General features: G+C 59.5%; 16 protein-coding genes. 6 read left to right on the top strand and 10 right to left on the bottom strand.

Annotated features, from left to right (window positions below):
* Positions 1 to 851: 851 nt before the first annotated feature.
* The 3 genes from rpsT to mutM form a co-directional block, all read right to left on the bottom strand.
* Positions 852 to 1,118, bottom strand: a complete 267-nt coding sequence (gene rpsT, locus JZY08_RS15145; RefSeq protein ID WP_003493474.1) for a 30S ribosomal protein S20 — start codon at positions 1,116 to 1,118, stop codon at positions 852 to 854.
* Positions 1,119 to 1,313: 195 nt separating this feature from the next.
* Positions 1,314 to 2,087 (bottom strand): enoyl-CoA hydratase, encoded by a 774-nt coding sequence (locus JZY08_RS15140; RefSeq protein ID WP_003493473.1) that lies wholly within the window; start codon positions 2,085 to 2,087, stop codon positions 1,314 to 1,316.
* A gap of 33 nt (positions 2,088 to 2,120) precedes the next feature.
* The gene (mutM, locus tag JZY08_RS15135; protein WP_216330584.1) at positions 2,121 to 3,023 is read right to left on the bottom strand and encodes a bifunctional DNA-formamidopyrimidine glycosylase/DNA-(apurinic or apyrimidinic site) lyase; all 903 of its coding nucleotides are present in this window, start codon (positions 3,021 to 3,023) and stop codon (positions 2,121 to 2,123) included.
* Positions 3,024 to 3,166: 143 nt separating this feature from the next.
* Here mutM and ubiE point away from each other — a divergent pair, with 143 nt between their 5' ends.
* From ubiE to JZY08_RS15120, 3 genes are all read left to right on the top strand, one after another.
* Complete coding sequence (ubiE, locus tag JZY08_RS15130; protein WP_216330583.1) at positions 3,167 to 3,943, top strand: bifunctional demethylmenaquinone methyltransferase/2-methoxy-6-polyprenyl-1,4-benzoquinol methylase UbiE; 777 nt, start codon at positions 3,167 to 3,169, stop codon at positions 3,941 to 3,943.
* 36 nt (positions 3,944 to 3,979) lie between these two features.
* Positions 3,980 to 5,554 carry a 2-polyprenylphenol 6-hydroxylase gene (gene ubiB, locus JZY08_RS15125; RefSeq protein WP_216330582.1) on the top strand — a complete coding sequence of 525 codons (1,575 nt, stop codon included), beginning with the start codon at positions 3,980 to 3,982 and terminating at the stop codon, positions 5,552 to 5,554.
* A gap of 460 nt (positions 5,555 to 6,014) precedes the next feature.
* Complete coding sequence (locus tag JZY08_RS15120) at positions 6,015 to 6,929, top strand: sterol desaturase family protein (RefSeq protein ID WP_035219265.1); 915 nt, start codon at positions 6,015 to 6,017, stop codon at positions 6,927 to 6,929.
* A gap of 9 nt (positions 6,930 to 6,938) precedes the next feature.
* Here the strand turns inward: JZY08_RS15120 and JZY08_RS15115 are convergent, their stop codons facing one another.
* The 3 genes from JZY08_RS15115 to JZY08_RS15105 form a co-directional block, all read right to left on the bottom strand.
* Complete coding sequence (locus JZY08_RS15115; protein ID WP_216330581.1) at positions 6,939 to 7,313, bottom strand: MmcQ/YjbR family DNA-binding protein; 375 nt, start codon at positions 7,311 to 7,313, stop codon at positions 6,939 to 6,941.
* Positions 7,310 to 8,515: a bifunctional phosphopantothenoylcysteine decarboxylase/phosphopantothenate--cysteine ligase CoaBC gene (gene coaBC, locus JZY08_RS15110; protein ID WP_216330580.1), complete on the bottom strand. Its 1,206-nt coding sequence runs from the start codon at positions 8,513 to 8,515 to the stop codon at positions 7,310 to 7,312. Before coaBC ends, JZY08_RS15115 begins: the two co-directional genes overlap by 4 nt.
* Before the next feature lie 168 nt (positions 8,516 to 8,683).
* A complete protein-coding gene (locus JZY08_RS15105) occupies positions 8,684 to 10,267 on the bottom strand; it encodes a peptide chain release factor 3 (RefSeq protein ID WP_216330579.1) in 1,584 nt (527 codons plus the stop codon).
* 90 nt (positions 10,268 to 10,357) lie between these two features.
* Between JZY08_RS15105 and dut the strand changes: the two genes are divergently transcribed.
* The 3 genes from dut to cysK all read left to right on the top strand — a co-directional run bounded on the left by dut (position 10,358) and on the right by cysK (position 12,851).
* Complete coding sequence (dut, locus tag JZY08_RS15100) at positions 10,358 to 10,828, top strand: dUTP diphosphatase (RefSeq protein ID WP_216330578.1); 471 nt, start codon at positions 10,358 to 10,360, stop codon at positions 10,826 to 10,828.
* A gap of 281 nt (positions 10,829 to 11,109) precedes the next feature.
* Positions 11,110 to 11,727 carry a LysE family translocator gene (locus JZY08_RS15095; RefSeq protein ID WP_216330577.1) on the top strand — a complete coding sequence of 206 codons (618 nt, stop codon included), beginning with the start codon at positions 11,110 to 11,112 and terminating at the stop codon, positions 11,725 to 11,727.
* Positions 11,728 to 11,882: 155 nt separating this feature from the next.
* Positions 11,883 to 12,851, top strand: a complete 969-nt coding sequence (cysK, locus tag JZY08_RS15090; RefSeq protein ID WP_216330576.1) for a cysteine synthase A — start codon at positions 11,883 to 11,885, stop codon at positions 12,849 to 12,851.
* Positions 12,852 to 12,966: 115 nt separating this feature from the next.
* Here cysK and JZY08_RS15085 read toward each other — a convergent pair whose 3' ends face one another.
* The 4 genes from JZY08_RS15085 to JZY08_RS15070 form a co-directional block, all read right to left on the bottom strand.
* On the bottom strand, positions 12,967 to 14,499 hold the full coding sequence (locus tag JZY08_RS15085; RefSeq protein WP_216331572.1) for a YifB family Mg chelatase-like AAA ATPase: 1,533 nt from the start codon (positions 14,497 to 14,499) through the stop codon (positions 12,967 to 12,969).
* Positions 14,500 to 14,683: 184 nt separating this feature from the next.
* Entirely contained in the window at positions 14,684 to 15,643 is a 960-nt protein-coding gene (gshB, locus tag JZY08_RS15080; RefSeq protein ID WP_035241497.1) for a glutathione synthase, read from the bottom strand.
* Positions 15,644 to 15,885: 242 nt separating this feature from the next.
* Entirely contained in the window at positions 15,886 to 16,398 is a 513-nt protein-coding gene (locus JZY08_RS15075) for a cupin domain-containing protein (protein WP_003493456.1), read from the bottom strand.
* Between the two features lie 110 nt (positions 16,399 to 16,508).
* Entirely contained in the window at positions 16,509 to 17,609 is a 1,101-nt protein-coding gene (locus tag JZY08_RS15070; protein WP_003493454.1) for a sn-glycerol-3-phosphate import ATP-binding protein UgpC, read from the bottom strand.
* Between the last annotated feature and the right edge of the window lie 4 nt (positions 17,610 to 17,613).

Below are 17,613 nucleotides of genomic sequence, written 5' to 3'. Positions count from 1 at the left end.
GCATCTGAGCAAGCTGCATCACGACCCTTCGGTGCGCGGTCCCCATCAGCCACCGCACCCATCGCCAAATTCAATTGCATATTGCCGCCTTTCAAATTGCCAATCATAGCCTGACGACCAAAAATCGATCGCCAGAGATCCCCCTCGTATTATTCTTGCCTCCAGCGCTCCCCTCGAAAGAACGTCAAAGGCTTCTACTCGTTTGCGAGCCGGTTATCCCATTTCCCTCCCCCTCATGGAGAGGCCTGCGACACGCTAAAGACGCTCCTTTCGCTACAACCTAAAGGCGCACTCTTGAGGACAAAAAGCTCCCGCCCGTTCCGAGACCGAAACGGCACAAAAAGCTCCATGACCTGAGAAAACGGACCTCGAAAGACCCGCCAGCAAGAAGGTGAATACCGTCGATGTGATCATCACGATAATCTGTGGACTGAGATCCGCACCCCTTGTTGAAATGCATTTAGGCAGGATCGTGGGGAGAGATCAATGGCGTTTTTTCTGCAAAAACTCAGATCGGCCATTGACTCGCATAGGCCGTTTTGCATCACCGGCAAGGTCCGAAGCAGAATCGCTTATGAATCAATGAGATTCAATTTTGGCATTTTTTGAGAGGCGATTTTGGCAAAAAAATAAAAATCTTCTTGACTCAAAACTCGTCGGGACTTCCGTAGAGAAAGCTTCCCATTTCCGGAGATACCTCCAGCAAGCCATTGTTTTTGCTAAATATTTCCTGTCGTCCATCTGACACGCGTTTGTCACGTTACGGCAGGAATGATTAACAGGCGGTTAGAATCACAAAAAGCCCGGTCAGAAGACCAGGCTTTTAGAATAATTATTTGTGATTAGCCGGATTAGGCGGAAAGGGCCTTAACGCGCTGTGCGAGACGCGACACCTTGCGAGATGCGGTGTTGCCATGCAGAACGCCACGGGTGGCGGCGCGCTGGATCTCGGGCTGAGCTGCCTTCAGAGCTTCGGTGGCTACTGCCAGATCGCCCGAAGCAATCGCTTCCTCGACCTTGCGGATGAAGCCGCGAACGCGCGAACGGCGAGCCTTGTTGACTGCGGTACGGCGAGCGATCTTGCGGGTCGCCTTTTTCGCCGAAGTTGTATTGGCCATGTATGCCTCTCTTCGAATTCAAACCAAATTCCGCAACCAGAGGATCGGGTCGTTCGACGACCTCACGTAACCCAAGAATGCGGGAGTAATTTCGGACAAGCCGGATGGCTTTCCTTAACCGTGGGCGGGCATATACCGCTAAAGCTTACGCCCGTCAACGCGCAAAACGCTTAAAAGCGCCGATATTCCGAATCCTTAGCGATTCCGGAAAGCGGGTTTGCGCTTTTCGACAAAGGCCGCCATGCCCTCCTTCTGATCCGCCGTTGCAAAGAGCGACTGGAAGGATCGTCGTTCGTATCTGAGCCCCTCCGCCAGAGGCACCTCGAAGGAGCGATTGACGCTTTCCTTGGCCATGAGGACGGAGGCACGCGACAGCGACGCGATGCGGGTCGCAGCCTCCACCGCCTCATCCATGAGATTTGCGGCCGGCACGATCCGCGATACGAGACCGGCGCGCTCCGCCTCCGCCGCATCCATCATGCGGCCGGTCAGAACCAGATCCATGGCCTTCGCCTTGCCCACGGCCCTCGTCAGCCGCTGCGAGCCGCCCATGCCGGGAATGACGCCGAGCGTGATTTCCGGCTGGCCGAATTTCGCCGTGTCAGAAGCAATGATGAAATCGCACATCATTGCCAGCTCGCAGCCGCCGCCGAGCGCAAAGCCGGAGACTGCCGCGATGACCGGCTTGCGGGTCGATGCGACCTCTTCCCAGCCGCCAAGGAAGTCGCCGACATAGGCATCGACAAAATCCAGCCCCTGCATTTCCTTGATGTCGGCGCCGGCGGCAAATGCCTTTTCCGAGCCGGTGATAATGATGGCGCCAATGGAATCATCGGCGGAAAACGAGGAAAGAATGTGCCGCAGTTCTTTCAGAAGCACCGAATTGAGAGCGTTGAGCGCCTTCGGGCGGTTGAGCGTGATGATGCCCACCTCATCGCGTTTCTCCACCAGTATCGTTTCATAGTCCACGGCAGTCTCCCTCTCTCCGTTATTCCGGCTCCGTCATTTCTGGCAGGCGGCGCAATAAAAGGTGGAACGACCGGCCTGTACCACTCTTTCAACCGTACCCCCGCAGCCGGGTGTCCGGCAAGGCTGGCCTTCCTGATCGTAGACCGAAAAGGAATGCTGGAAATAACCGAGCGTTCCGTCCGTCTGTATATGGTCGCGCAGGGAAGAGCCGCCGGCGGCTATCGCATCCGCAATAACATCGCGGATTTTCTCAGTGAGATCGATAAGCTGCGGTTTCGGCTTGCCGGTTTTCGTCACCAGCGTTCCTGCCGCCCGCAAAGGCGAGAGGTGGGCGCGCCACAACGCCTCGCAGACATAGATATTGCCGAGGCCGGCAATGATCTTCTGATCCAGGAGCGTGCTTTTCAAAGGCTGGCTTTTGCCCTCAAACCGGCTCGCCAGATAATCGGCGCTCAGTGCGTTGCCCGTCGGCTCCGGGCCGAGCTCCGCAAAGGCAGGGTAAAGGTCGAGCTTGTTGCGCTCGACAAGATGCATGAAACCGAAGCGGCGCGGATCGTTATAGATGATGCAGACGCGCTCTTCTCCCTTATCCAGATGAAAGACGACATGATCATGCTTGCCGTCTTTCGAACGGGCATAATGAAACGCGCCGGGCGCGTCCCTGTCACCGACCCCATCCACCTCCGGCTCAATACGAAATGAGCCGGACATACCCAGATGAGCGACGATGGTCAGCCCGTCCTCCAGTTCGATCAAAAGATATTTCGCCCGGCGCCCGAGCGATACGATTGTCTTGCCTTCGATCAGCGCCGCGAAATCCTCCGGGAATGGAAAGCGCAAATCGGGACGGCCGAGATGGAGCCTGCGGATGCTTGCTCCTTCCATGGCGGGTGCAAGGCCGCGTCTGACGGTTTCGACTTCTGGCAACTCTGGCATCTGGCTTATCCGGCAGTTTATCGTTAGGACCATGTGGTCTATACAATGCACGCGAAATGTCGCGCCCAGGCGATGCGGCAACAGATAGCGTCGCCATGGCGTTTCCGCTATGGTCCGCCACGCAATAAATATGGAGACAGACGATGACCGACGCCCGTACCACTGCCCAAGGCGGCATGGAAACGTCCTATGGCTTCCACAAGGTGGACGAAGGCAAAAAGCAGGGGCTGGTCAACGACGTCTTTCATAAGGTCGCCAAGCGCTACGACATCATGAACGACGTGATGTCGGCTGGCATGCATCGCTTGTGGAAAGACGCCATGGTCTCCTCGCTTTCGCCGCGCAAGGATGCCTCCTACAAGGTTCTGGACGTGGCGGGCGGCACCGGCGATATCGCCTTCCGCATCGTCGAAGCCTCCAATCGTCTGGCGCATGCCACCGTTCTCGACATTAACGGTTCGATGCTCGCCGTTGGCGAGGAGCGCGCGGCAAAAAGAAAGCTTTCCGACAATCTGACCTTCGTGGAGGCCAATGCCGAGAAGCTGCCCTTCGAGGCGAACACATTCGATGCCTATACGGTCGCATTCGGCATTCGTAACGTGCCGCGCATCGATGTGGCGCTGAAAGAGGCTTACCGTGTGCTCAAGCGTGGCGGGCGTCTGCTGGTGCTGGAGTTTTCCGAAGTGGAAATGCCGCTGCTCGACCGCGTTTATGATGCGTGGTCGTTCAACGCCATTCCGCAATTCGGCAAGATGATCACCGGCGATGCCGAGCCCTATCAATATCTGGTCGAGTCGATCCGCAAATTCCCCAATCAGGAGGATTTCGCAGCGATGATCCGGACCGCCGGCTTTTCCCGCGTGACCTATACGAATTACACCGGCGGTATCGCCGCCCTGCATTCCGGCTGGAAGCTTTAAGACCATGGCCGGCAAGAGCAGGAGACAGGCATAAGCATGAGCACTTTGGGCGCATATTTCCGCCTCGCAAGGGTTGGCTGGGTTCTCGTGCGCGAAGGCGTTGTGCTGGCACTGCCCTCCGATGACCTGCCTGCACCAGCACAATTGCTGAAAGCGCTGCTGAAACCCTTCGCCCGCAGCAAGGCCAAGCGGGCGCAGCGCAGCGACCGGCTGGCCACCGCCGTCGAGCGGCTTGGCCCGTCCTATGTGAAGATGGGACAGTTTCTGGCGACACGGCCGGATGTCGTCGGCGCCGACTTTGCCGACGACCTCGCAAGCCTTCAGGACCGCATGGCATTTTTCCCCGCAGCCGCGGCGAAAGCCAATATCGAGGGTTCGCTCGGACGCCCGGTTTCAGAGCTTTACAGGGAATTCGGCGATCCGATCGCCGCCGCTTCCATCGCCCAGGTTCACCCGGCCATAGTGGATACGCCGAAAGGGCCGCGCAAGGTGGCCGTCAAGGTCATACGCCCCGGTGTGCGCCAGCGTTTCCAGAACGATCTCGAGGCGATGTATCTGATCGCCGACCTGCAACAGCGTTTCGTGCGCTCCGCCCGTCGCCTGCGCCCGGTTGAAGTCACGCGCACGCTGGAACAGACCACCAAGATCGAGATGGATCTGCGGCTTGAGGCCGCCGCGCTTTCGGAACTTGCGGAAAACACCAAGGACGATCCCGGATTCCGCGTTCCCGAGGTCGACTGGGAACGCACCGGCCGCGATGTCGTCACCATGGAATGGATCGACGGCGTCAAGATGTCGGATATCGAGGGGCTGAAAGCCGCCGGTCACGACCTGAACCAGCTTGCCGACACGCTGATCCAGTCTTTCCTGCGGCACACGCTGCGCGACGGCTTTTTCCATGCCGACATGCATCCCGGCAATCTCTTCGTGGATGCTGAGGGCGAGATCGTCGCCGTCGATATGGGCATTGCCGGACGCCTTGGCAAAAAGGAGCGCCGTTTCCTCGCCGAAATCCTCTACGGCTTCATCACCCGCGACTATATGCGCGTGGCGGAAGTGCATTTCGAGGCCGGTTATGTGCCGGGCCATCACGATAAAGCCAGCTTCGCCCAGGCGATCCGCGCCATCGGCGAACCGATTCACGGCCAGCCGGCCGAGACGATCTCCATGGGCAAGCTTTTGACGCTGCTGTTTGAAGTAACCGAACTCTTCGACATGGAAACGCGCCCGGAACTGGTGATGCTGCAAAAGACCATGGTGGTGGTGGAGGGCGTGTCGCGCATGCTCAATCCGCGCTTCAACATGTGGAAGGCGGCCGATCCGGTCGTCGGCGGCTGGATCAGGGATAATCTCGGCCCGAAACGCATCGTCACCGACCTGAAGGACGGCGTGAAGGCGGCCCTCAAGCTTGCGGAGGCAGCACCCGAGATCGCCGCCAAGACGGAGAAGCTGCATTCGGAGCTGATGTATATGAGCGAAAACGGCCTGCGTTTCGACGCCAAGACGGCGGAAGCCATCGGAAAGGCGGAAGCGCGACATACCAGATGGGGACGAGCAGCGCTCTGGGTGATTGCGCTGACGCTTCTCTATATTGCAATCCGAATCAGTTAAGGGTGAGCCGAACGTGGAGGGTCAGCACGCACGGTTGGAAGCCTCTGCCCGACCAATATGATCGAAGCATGCCATGCTCATGCAATCTAACGAGGAATAGTCACCTGATCTTTTAACGGAACAGGTGACCGATGAGATTGCTCACGTTTCTGGCGGCTTCGATATTCCTCAGCCTTCCGCCGGTGTCAGCGCCGGAAGTGATGGCGGAACATATGTTTTACGACCCCTGTAAGGATGGTCGCATGAGTGATGGCAAACCGCGCAGTTGCGGCGAGCTGAAGCGTGAACTGCGGCGCACCGAGAGGCATGGCCGCAGGGAATGGGAATATTATCGGCCGACGCGGCCAATGCGAACCGATCCCTGCCGGGACGGGCGCTTCAGCGACGGGCAACCGCGATCCTGCGAGGAGCTGCGCCGCTGGTTGGATGTTAGATGATTGCCGGACGGGAATTGAGATTCATGGCAAAAACTCAGGCAATAAAACAGGTCCTTACCTACGCTTCGTGGCCGATGGTGTTTTTCTCCGGCCTTGCCGGCTCCTATGTCGCCTTCACGAGCAGCCACCCGATAACGGGGTTCCTCGCCGTCTATGCCTGTGCGGTGATGGCTCTGTTTCTTCTTGAACGCTATATTCCCTATGAGGTCGAATGGCTTGAGGGTGACGGTGAGACCGCAACCAGCATTGGCCACACACTTTTGACCAAGGGTCTTGTCCAGCTTGCCGCCGTTGCGGGGGCGATCTTTCCAATGGTTACCGCCAATGTGCTGCAACCGCTTGCAGCCATGCGGTTCGACATGTGGCCGTCCGATCTGCCGATGGTGGTTCAGGTCGCGCTTGCGGTCACCATCGCCGAATTCGGTCTCTACTGGGCCCACCGCATAGCGCATGAAACCGTGTTTTTCTGGCGTTTCCATGCCCTGCATCACAGCGTTGTCCGGCTGTGGGTGGTCAATACGGGCCGCTTTCATGTGGCGGACTCGCTTTTCAAGATCGCGCTCAGCCAGATACCGCTCTATTTCATGGGCGCACCTTTGCAGGTTTTCTGGTGGCTTGGGGCCGTTACCGCCTTCATCGGCATTCTGACCCATTGCAATGTCGATATGAAAACCGGCCTGCTCGACTACGTGTTCAGCACGCCGCGGCTGCACCGGTGGCACCATTCAAAGCAGCTTCCGGAAGGCAACACCAATTACGGCGAGAATCTCGTCATCTTCGATGTGATCTTCGGCTCCTACCACAATCCGGATCGGCCCTCTTCCACTGATATCGGCATCAAGGGTGAGATCGCGAAGGGGTTTGTGCCGCAGCTTTTGCAACCCTTCACCAAGGAAGGCGTCCGCCAGATCATCGGCAAGGACAAGAAGGTCAACTGAAACGAAAAACTATATCGTGGGCGCAGTGTCGATCACTATGCCCAGTTCGGCCCGCAGTTTCTTCGTCAGGCCGGCTGCGACAAGTTCGTAGGAGCGGCGTATATAATGCTCCAGCTCTTCCCGCTCCAGCGGCGAATGGTCGGCAATCGACACCCATTTGCGTTTGGCGAAATAGGGCGCCTGACCGATGCCTTCCAGTGAGGTGAGGATTTCGAAGCTTTCCTCCGAACATTTCACCACAAGCCGCCAGTCTACACGCTCTCCCAGCACCGCAAAGACCTTGTCTCCGACCTTGGCGACATGGGAATCCCATTGATCGACAAAACGCACGCCCGGCCACCCGCCAAGCACCCGGTCGAAGGTCTTTTGATCGAACAGGCTCATGCCAGTTTCTCCGCGATGAGGGCCGCAAGACGTTTTGCAACCTCGACCTTGTCCAGATCCGGCCACGCCTCAACACCCGCGGCCGAAATGATCTTCACGCTGTTACGGTCTCCGCCCATGATGCCGGTTTCGGCGGATACATCGTTGGCGACGATATAATCCGCCCCCTTACGTTCCAGCTTGGCTCGACCGTTCTTCTCGACATCCTGCGTTTCGGCGGCGAAACCCACCACAAGCTTTGGGCGCTTTTCATGGTGGCCAACGGTTTTGAGAATATCGGGGTTTTCCGTCAGTTGCAGCGCCGGTGGGGCATCACCCGGCTGTTTCTTGATCTTCTGTTCCGACGCGCCTGCCACCCGCCAGTCGGCGACGGCGGCGACCATGACGGCAATATCCGCCGGCAGCCTCGAAATCACCGTATCGCGCATCTCCTCGGCGCGCTCAACGTGGATTGTCGCAACGCCCGCCGGATCGGCAATGGTGACCGGACCGGAAACCAGCGTGACCTCGGCTCCCAGTTCCGCCAGAGCCGCTGCGATGGCATGGCCCTGCTTGCCGGAGGAGCGGTTGGCGATGTAACGCACCGGATCGATCGGTTCATGGGTGGGGCCGGAGGTGACGATGGCCGTTCTGCCCCTCAGTGGCTTCGGCCCGCCACCCAGCAGCGCCTCTACGGCCTCAACAATCTGCAACGGCTCCGCCAAGCGGCCGAAACCCGCCTCCCCCTTTTCCGCCATCTCGCCCGCCATGGGGCCGATGAAAAACACACCGTCTTTTTTTAGCGCTTCGAGATTGCGCGCTGTCGGCCTGGCAGACCACATTTTCGGGTTCATGGCAGGTGCGACCAGCACCTTGCGATCGGTCGCCAGAAGGATCGTGGAGGCAAGATCGTCCGCCAGCCCATGCGCCATCTTCGCCATCAGGTCGGCGGTGGCGGGTGCTACCAGCACGAGGTCGCAGTCGCGCGCAAGCCGGATATGCCCGACATCCTGCTCGTCCTGTCTTGAAAAAAGCTCGGTAAAAACATGGGTGGCGGACAGTGCGCCGACGGCAAGCGGCGTGACGAATTCCTGCGCGCCCTTCGTCATCACAGGCGTCACCTTCGCGCCGCGCTCTTTCAGGCGACGGATGAGATCAAGGCTCTTATAGGCCGCGATGCCGCCGGAGATGATGAGAAGAATATGTTTGCCTGAAAGCGTCATGATGCCGGACCAGTTTCCCGTTTTAGGGGAAACTAGAGCATTTCCGGTGAATAATCACCTTCAATGCTCTATCTCTTTGTTTTTCCGCATTTCCGGACGGAAAACCGCTGCGCACTTTTCCTGAAAATGCTTCGGGCCCTTGGCATACAAAGTGCAATCCGGCTGATATCACGCCGCCTTGGCGACGTGATATTCCTTGATCGCAACCATCTTGATCGCCGGAAAACGCTCGGATTCGTAACGCAGCGAGAAGGCGTCCTGCGCCAGAAACACCGGATCGCCATCCAGATCGCGGGCGATATCGCCGCGCTTGACATTGAGGAACTTGTCCATTTCCGCCGGCTGATCGGAGGAAATCCAGCGGCAGACGGAAAAGCGCGACATTTCGAAGGAGACCGGCAGGCCATATTCGCCCATCAGACGCTCCTTCAACACGTCGAGCTGCAGTGCGCCGACAACGCCGACAATGGCGGGCGAGCCGTCTTCCGGCGAGAAGAGCTGCACGACGCCCTCTTCCGCCATCTGCTGCAGGGCTTCCTTCAGCTTCTTGGCCTTCATGGCGTCTTCGAGACGCACACGCCGCAGGATTTCCGGCGAGAAGTTCGGTACGCCCTGGAAGACGAGGTTTTCACCCTCGGTCAGCGTATCGCCGATGCGCAGCGTGCCATGGTTCGGGATGCCGACCACGTCGCCCGCAAAGGCCGTATCGGCCAGCTGGCGCTGCGAAGCGAAGAAGAATTGCGGCGCGGTGAGCCCCATCTGCTTGCCGGTGCGGGACAACCTCGCCTTCATGCCGCGCTCCAGCTTGCCGGAGCAGATGCGGGCAAAGGCGATGCGGTCGCGGTGGTTGGGGTCCATATTGGCCTGAATCTTGAAGACAAAGGCCGTCATTTTCTCTTCAGCCGCATGGACGGTGCGGGTATCGGCCACCTGATCGCGCGGCGGCGGCGCGAAGTCACCAAGCGCATTGATGAGATCGCGCACACCGAAATTGCGCAGCGCCGAACCGAAGAAAACCGGCGTCATGTGACCTTCGAGAAATGCCTGACGATCGAAAGGACGGCAGGCTTCCAGCGCCAGTTCGGTTTCCTCGACAAAAAGGTGGCGTTCGTTTTCCGGCAGGCGGTCGGCAACAGCCTGGGGGCCGTTCACCGGCAGCCCGTCAACCTGGGTATCGTTGCCGCGGAAGGTGTTTTCGGCGAGATTATAGGCGCCGCAGAAGGTCTTGGCGCGGCCGACCGGCCAGGTGATCGGCGCAGTATCGAGTGCCAGCTTCTCTTCCACCTCATCCAGAATCTCGAAGGGATCGCGGCTTTCGCGGTCCATCTTGTTGATGAAGGTGATGATCGGGATATCGCGCATGCGGCAGACTTCGAAGAGCTTCAGCGTCCGCGGCTCGATACCCTTGGCGGCATCGATGACCATGATCGCCGCATCCACCGCCGTCAGGGTGCGGTAGGTATCGTCGGCGAAGTCCTCGTGGCCGGGCGTATCGAGAATGTTGAAGACGCGGTCGTTATATTCAAACGTCATGACCGAGGTGACGACCGAGATGCCGCGCTCGCGCTCGATCTTCATCCAGTCCGAACGGGTCTGGATGCGATCCTTCTTAGCCTTCACCTCACCGGCAAGCTGGATCGCTCCGCCGAACAGCAGCAGTTTTTCCGTAAGCGTGGTCTTACCCGCATCCGGGTGCGCGATAATAGCAAAGGTGCGGCGGCGGGAGACCGCCTCGGCAAGTGTTTCGGCCATCTGACAAATCCTGTGGAATTGCGGGGTATCTAGCGTTTCAGGCCCGCATTTGCAATTGACCTCGCCGCGATCTCGGCAAACTAATGCCGGATGACCGTTCAAAATGACAATCGCCCCCTCCTCCGGCTCGTCCGTCTCGCCAATGGCGCAGACCTCGAATTGCCCTCCTATGAAACCCGTGGCGCCGCCGGCATGGACCTGCGCGCCGCCGTGCCAGCAGGTGAACCGCTGACCTTGCGACCGGGTGAGCGCGCGCTGGTGCCGACCGGATTCATCTTCGAGGTTCCGCAGGGCTATGAGGCGCAAATCCGTCCGCGGTCCGGCCTCGCCATCAAGAACGGTATTACCTGCCTCAACTCCCCCGGCACGGTGGACAGCGACTATCGCGGCGAGGTGAAGGTCATTCTCGCCAATCTGGGGCAGGACGATTTCATGATCGAACGCGGCATGCGCATCGCGCAGATGGTGATCGCTCCCGTAACGCAGGTTGTCGTCAGTGAAGTGACTGAAACCTCCGAGACTGCACGCGGTGCCGGCGGTTTTGGTTCGACAGGTCTATGAGACCACAGGCGAAGTAAGAATCGGCTCATCGCCACCCTCATTCCTGTGCTTGTCACAGGAATCTAGCCAGCCCAAGTCCTTGGGCTGAAAAGAGTCTTACGCGCCGCGCAGACACGCGTCGGCTGGATTCCTGTGACAAGCACAGGAATGAGGGCTGATGGAGCTCAGGCAGATGAAATCTTGTCTCGTCCACCCTGCTTCAACCGATGCTCCCGCATGATCCGATTGTTTTTACCCGGCGATTTCGCTATGGATTTAGCGGATTTCCGGGAAAGACGACCATGACGCTGACGACCCTGCTTGCCTATGCCACCGCCCTCTTCATCGCCGCCGCCATTCCTGGTCCCGGCATGACGGCAATCGTGGCGCGGGCGCTGGGATCGGGCTTCCGGGAAACCTTCTTCATGGGCCTCGGGCTGGTGCTGGGCGACATGATCTACCTGACCGGCGTGATATTGGGCCTCGCCTTTGTGGCGCAGACCTTTCAGGAAGCCTTCATGATCCTGAAATTTGCTGGCGCGGCCTATCTGCTTTACATCGCCTGGAAGCTCTGGACCGCCGGCCTCTTGCCGCAGGACCTGAAGGCGAAAAAAAGCACCAGCATACCCATGTCGTTCCTGTCCGGCCTTTTGATCACGCTCGGCAATCCGAAAACCATGCTGTTCTACGTGGCGCTGGTGCCGACGTTGATCGACATTCGCATGATCGGCCCTTCGGAATATGCGACACTTCTGGCGCTTACTTTCGTCGTCCTGATGGCGGTTCTGCTGCCTTACATTCTGCTTGCGGCCAAGGCACGTAACCTGCTTAAACGGCCGAGCGCCCTGACGATCCTCAACCGCACGGCGGCGGGCATTCTGGCCGGAACGGCAACCATGATCGCGATCCGCAGCACCTGAAATAAATTCATGCATTTGACTGCTTTATCGTGAAATTTTTCCGGTAAACCGGCCACATAAGGATGAACGTTCGCTAGCTTGACGCGGCGATTGCTCCTATTCTGCCGCTCAAATCTTGCGGTCACCGTCGCGTGGCCTTCATACAGGAGAGCATCATGCCCGAAGCCAGAAAGCCCGGACGCGGACGCGTCTATTCCTCCATCACGGAAACAATCGGTGACACGCCGATCGTGCGGCTGGACAAGCTGGCGAAAGAAAAGGGCGTGAAAGCCAACCTTCTCGCCAAGCTGGAGTTTTTCAACCCCATCGCCTCCGTGAAGGATCGCATCGGCGTCGCCATGATCGACGCGCTGGAAGCGCAGGGTAAGATCACCCCCGGCAAGACGACGCTGGTGGAACCAACCTCCGGCAATACCGGCATCGCGCTTGCCTTTGCCGCCGCAGCCAAGGGCTATCACCTGATCCTGACCATGCCGGAAACCATGTCGGTTGAACGCCGGAAAATGCTCGCCCTGCTGGGCGCCGAACTGGTGCTGACCGAAGGACCGAAGGGCATGAAGGGCGCCATCGCCAAGGCGCAGGAACTGGCCGAAACCCTGCCCGACGCCGTCATTCCCCAGCAGTTTGAAAACCCCGCCAATCCGGATGTTCACCGCAGAACGACAGCCGAAGAAATCTGGAACGATACCGACGGCACGGTCGACATTCTGGTCTCGGGCATCGGCACAGGCGGCACGATTACCGGCACGGGCCAGGTGCTGAAATCCCGCAAGCCTGAGGTAAAGGTCATTGCGGTCGAGCCTGCCGATAGCCCTGTGCTTTCCGGCGGCAATCCCGGCCCCCACAAGATTCAGGGCATCGGCGCAGGCTTTGCGCCCGCTATCCTCGACACCGGAATCTATGACGAGATCGTCACGGTCACCAATGACGAGGCCTTCGAAATTGCCCGTCTGGTGGCGAAGCTGGAAGGCGTGCCTGTCGGCATCTCCTCAGGTGCGGCGCTGGCAGCAGCAATCAAGGTCGGCGCGCGTGAGGAAAATGCCGGCAAGAACATCGTCGTCATCATTCCTTCCTTTGCGGAACGTTATCTTTCGACAGCGCTTTTCGAAGGCCTTGGACTCTAAGTCGTCCTCTTCAGGCACGGCGGCGACACCGCTGAAGCGTTAGATATTACGACGATGCCGCCGCCCACAAGCCGGCGGCATTTTCGTTCAGCCGGCAAAGGGCGGGGGCAATTTCTTACGCCGCCGCCGTCAGCCTTTCGCCGGCTATACGATAAGAAATGGCTTCCGCCACGTGGATACGCCCGACCGCCTGCCTGCCCTCCAGATCTGCCAGCGTCCGGGCGACCTTGAGGATGCGGTGATAACCACGGGCAGAGAACTTCAATCGCTCGGCCGCATCACGCAGCAATTGCAGCCCGGAGGCGTCCGGTTCGGCATATTTTTCGATCAGCGTTGTGCTGCAGCGGGCATTGGTGCGGATGGCGGAAAAGCCGGCCGCCGCGTAACGCTCCTGCTGGGCGAGGCGAGCCCCAGCGACACGGGCAGCGACCACCGCACTCGGCTCTGCAGCCACGGGGCGGATGAGATCGACGGCAGAGACGGCGGGAACGTCGATGCGGATATCGATACGGTCCATCAGCGGGCCGGAAATGCGGCCCTGATAATCGGTCATGCAGCGCGGACCTCTGGCGCAGGTGAAACCCGGTTCTCCCGCCATTCCACATCTGCAAGGGTTCATCGCCGCGACGAGCTGGATTTCCGCCGGATAGGTAACGCGATGATTGGCACGGGCAATGATGCATTCACCCGTCTCCAGCGGCTGGCGCAGCGCATCCAACACCTGCGGCGCAAACTCCGGAAATTCATCGAGAAAAAGAACGCCGTGATGGGCAAGAGAGGCCTCGCCCGGTTTGGCACGCAAGCCTCCACCGATCAGCGCCGCCATGGTGGCGGAATGGTGCGGTGTGCGAAAGGGTCTACGATCCGACAGCTTGCCACCGGATAATTGGCCGGCGATGGAATGAACCATGGACACTTCCAGCAACTCCGCCGCCTCCAGCGGCGGCAGGATTGACGGCAGGCGCGCGGCGAGCATGGATTTGCCCGAGCCCGGCGGACCGACCATGAGCAGATTATGGCCGCCGGCCGCCGCTACCTCCAGCGCGCGTCTCGCACTCTCCTGCCCCTTGATATCGGCAAGATCAGGCAGATTGACGGGATTGGCCCGGATGGCCGGCGTCGGGCGGGAAAGAAGCTGGGTGCCGCGAAAATGATTGGCGAGCGCGATGAGACTGCGCGGGGCAAGAATATCGATGCCGGACCCGGCCCAGGCTGCTTCCGGCCCGCTTTCGGCCGGGCAGATCAATCCCTTGCCAAGCGCATTGGCGCCGATGGCGGCCGGCAAGGCGCCCGAAACCGTGCCGATGGTGCCATCGAGGTTGAGTTCGCCGAGAACCACATATTTTGCCAGTGCTTCCGCCGGAATGGCCCCTAAAGCGGCCATGAGACCCAAAGCGATTGGAAGATCGAAATGCGACCCCTCCTTCGGCAAGTCGGCAGGGGCCAGGTTGACCGTAACTTTTTTTGCCGGCAGCGCCAGGCCCGAGGCATGCAAGGCGGCCTGCACTCGCTCCCGGCTTTCGGCCACCGCCTTGTCCGGCAGGCCAACGATCTGGATGCCGACCCTTCCGGGTGCGACCATGACCTGCACCTCGACCGGCACACCTTCTATGCCCTGAAATGCAACCGTATTGACCCGCGCCACCATGGCCTGCCCCGCAAACCGGCCGCACCATCGGAGCTTCATGCCCCATGGCGGCCACCCGCAAGCAACGTGCCACAGCGCAAAGAATAAAACAAGAACATCCAGCGAACAATTTCTCGCAGGCGATGTATTTTAGTTGTATCGAGTTGTATGCGTGGAACAAACCGGAGACGGCTGGGAAACCGCCTCAGATATCCTGCGCTTCGCGTTTTTTCTCGATGGCGTCCCAAAGCAGGCTCGCAACATCGGCGCCGCCGAATTTCTGCACTTCGCGAATACCTGTCGGTGAGGTGACGTTGATTTCGGTCATATAATCACCGATCACATCAATGCCGACGAACAGAAACCCACGCTCGCGTAGGGCGGGACCGATGCGGCGGCAGATTTCCTTTTCGCGCGCTGTCAGTTCCGTCGGTTCCGGCCGGCCTCCGGCATGCATGTTGGAGCGGGCATCGTTTTCCGCCGGCACGCGGTTGATCGCGCCCACCGGCTCGCCATCCACCAGGAGGATACGCTTGTCGCCCTTGCGGACATCCGGAAGATATTGCTGGGCGATATATGGCTCGCGGAACATCTGGCCGAACATTTCGAGCAGCGAGGAGAAATTGCGGTCGTCCCGCGTCGAATGGAAAACGCCGGCGCCGCCATTACCATATAGCGGCTTGAGGATGATATCGCCCATCTCATTGCGGAACCGGGCGATCTCGGCCACGTCCTTGGTGATCAGCGTCTTCGGCATCAGATCGGCGAATTCGGTGACGAAAATCTTTTCCGGCGAGTTGCGGACCCAGGCGGGATCATTGACCACCAGCGTTCTGGGATGAATGCGCTCCAGCAAGTGGGTTGAAGTTATATAGGCCATGTCGAATGGCGGATCCTGGCGCAGATGGATGACATCCATGGTCGAGAGGTCGACCCGCTCGGGCTCGGACAGCGAGAAATGGTCGCCCTTGATATCGCGCAGTTCCATCTGTTCGACGGTGGCGTAAATCTTGCCATCGCGCATGGAGAGACGGTCGGGGGTGTAATGGAACAGCCGGTAACCGCGGGCCTGCGCCTCAAGGCTCATGGCGAAGGTGGAGTCACCGGCAATGTTGATGCCGGAGACATGATCCATCTGGATCGCGACGTTTTTGATCTTCGCCATGCGCATGTTCCTCTTGCAGCATGCGGACGCCTTGCCGGTCCGCTCTGCCCATTGCCTCGTCTTTTCCCGATTCCCGGCAGGACCGGAGGAGACCCGGAAATGCTTCAGAAAACCATGAAGATGTAGGGCAGCGACCATTCAAACGCAACTGCTGCGAGGGGTGCTTTTTGTGAGTTTTATTGAACCTTCATAATTCAGCCGACGGAGCCTGATGGGCCTATCGGCTGGAAGGTTTTATCGTTTCAGGCCGCAAGCTTGTAGGAGCGACCGGCAAACAGCTTGTTCTTGACCCGATACGCCAGAGCCAACGCCGTGGGGAACGGGCGGCGCATGAAGGCGACCTTGCGGACATATTCATCCACCCGCCAGGTGGCCCACGTTCCCGCACGGAAATATGCGACATCGCCGACCCGCAGGATGCTGATCGAGCCGTCTTCCGCCGTCACATGCACTTCGCCTTCGAGAATATAAACGGTCTCGTCCCAACCGAAGAACCAGCGGAATTCACCCGCCGTGCAATCCCACATGGCGGTGCTGGAGGCGCGGTCACCGCTTCTGGAATGGTCCGCCGCACGCGCCTGGGGATTACCAGAAATGATCCAGTCAGGATTGATGGGGGCCGGCTGAAGCCGCAGATCCGTGCACGATGCGCTGACGACACTCTCGTCTTTTGCCCGGCGCAAGGAGGCCGGCAATATCGGCACCGAGCGGATCGCCATGGTTGCCGCCGTCGCGAACATCATTTTGAAGGACATGCCAGAAAACCCCCGTGAGATATTGGAGGTCTTCTATCACCGGGATCGTAACAAACCGGTTTGGACAATCGGCGCAATTTTAATCATCGCGCCGATTTCGTTCGCAATACTCAGGCGGTCGCCAGTTCGGACGCCTGCATCACGGACTGCTCCACCTTGCCGGAAATCCGCTTGCCGGTCTCGCTGGAGAAGAAATGCAGCTTGTCCGGGGATATGGCGACCGACAGGGTAGCCGGAACCTCAACCTCGGGCGAAAACGCCACAGTGAGGTTCTGATCGCCGATCATACCGTGGATGAGACGCTGGGAGCCGAGCTCCTCGATGTAATCGACGCGCAACACGAAGCCCTGCTCGCCTTCTGCGGCCAGGCGGAAATCTTCCGCCCGCATGCCGACCGTGACCGGACCGGAGGTCGGCGCGAAACCGCCAAGCGAGACCAGCGACGGCCCGATGGCGAGGCCATCCCCGTGCAGTTCGCCGTTCAGCAGGTTCATGGCGGGAGAGCCGATGAAGCTCGCGACGAAGGTGGAGGCAGGAGTGTGATAGACCTCGAGCGGCGCGCCGATCTGTTCGATGCGGCCACCATTCAGCACCACCAGGCGATCAGCCAGGGTCATGGCCTCCAGCTGGTCGTGGGTGACATAGATCGAGGTCGTGCCAAGACGCTTCTGCAGGCGCTTGATCTCGCCGCGCATGGAAACGCGCAGCTTGGCGTCAAGGTTGGACAGGGGCTCGTCGAACAGGAAGGCCGCCGGTTTGCGCACGATGGCGCGGCCCATGGCCACACGCTGCCGCTGACCGCCGGACAGAGCACGCGGCTTGCGCTCCAGATAGGGTTCAAGCTGCAGCATGCGGGCGGCTTCCGCCACGCGTGCATCGATTTCCGCCTTTGGCGTCTTGCGGTTCTTCAAGCCATATTCCAGGTTCTGCCGCACCGACATATGCGGGTAAAGCGCATAGTTCTGGAATACCATGGCGATATCCCGGTCAGCCGGATCGACCTGGTTGACCAGGCGGTCACCGATCTTCACCGTGCCTTCGGAGATGTCCTCAAGGCCGGCCACCATGCGCAGAAGCGTGGACTTGCCGCAGCCGGAAGGGCCGACGAGCACGATGAATTCACCGTCCCTGATGTCGATATCGACGTGATGCACGGCGCGTACGCCGCCATGATAATCCTTGCAGACCTGACTGATTTCTATCGCGGCCATTTCG

Source organism: Rhizobium sp. X9 (assembly GCF_018873185.1).
Lineage (GTDB): Bacteria > Pseudomonadota > Alphaproteobacteria > Rhizobiales > Rhizobiaceae > Agrobacterium > Agrobacterium oryzihabitans.
The sequence above is the reverse complement of the archived record's forward strand: the minus strand, read 5'-3'. Positions and strand labels throughout refer to the sequence as shown.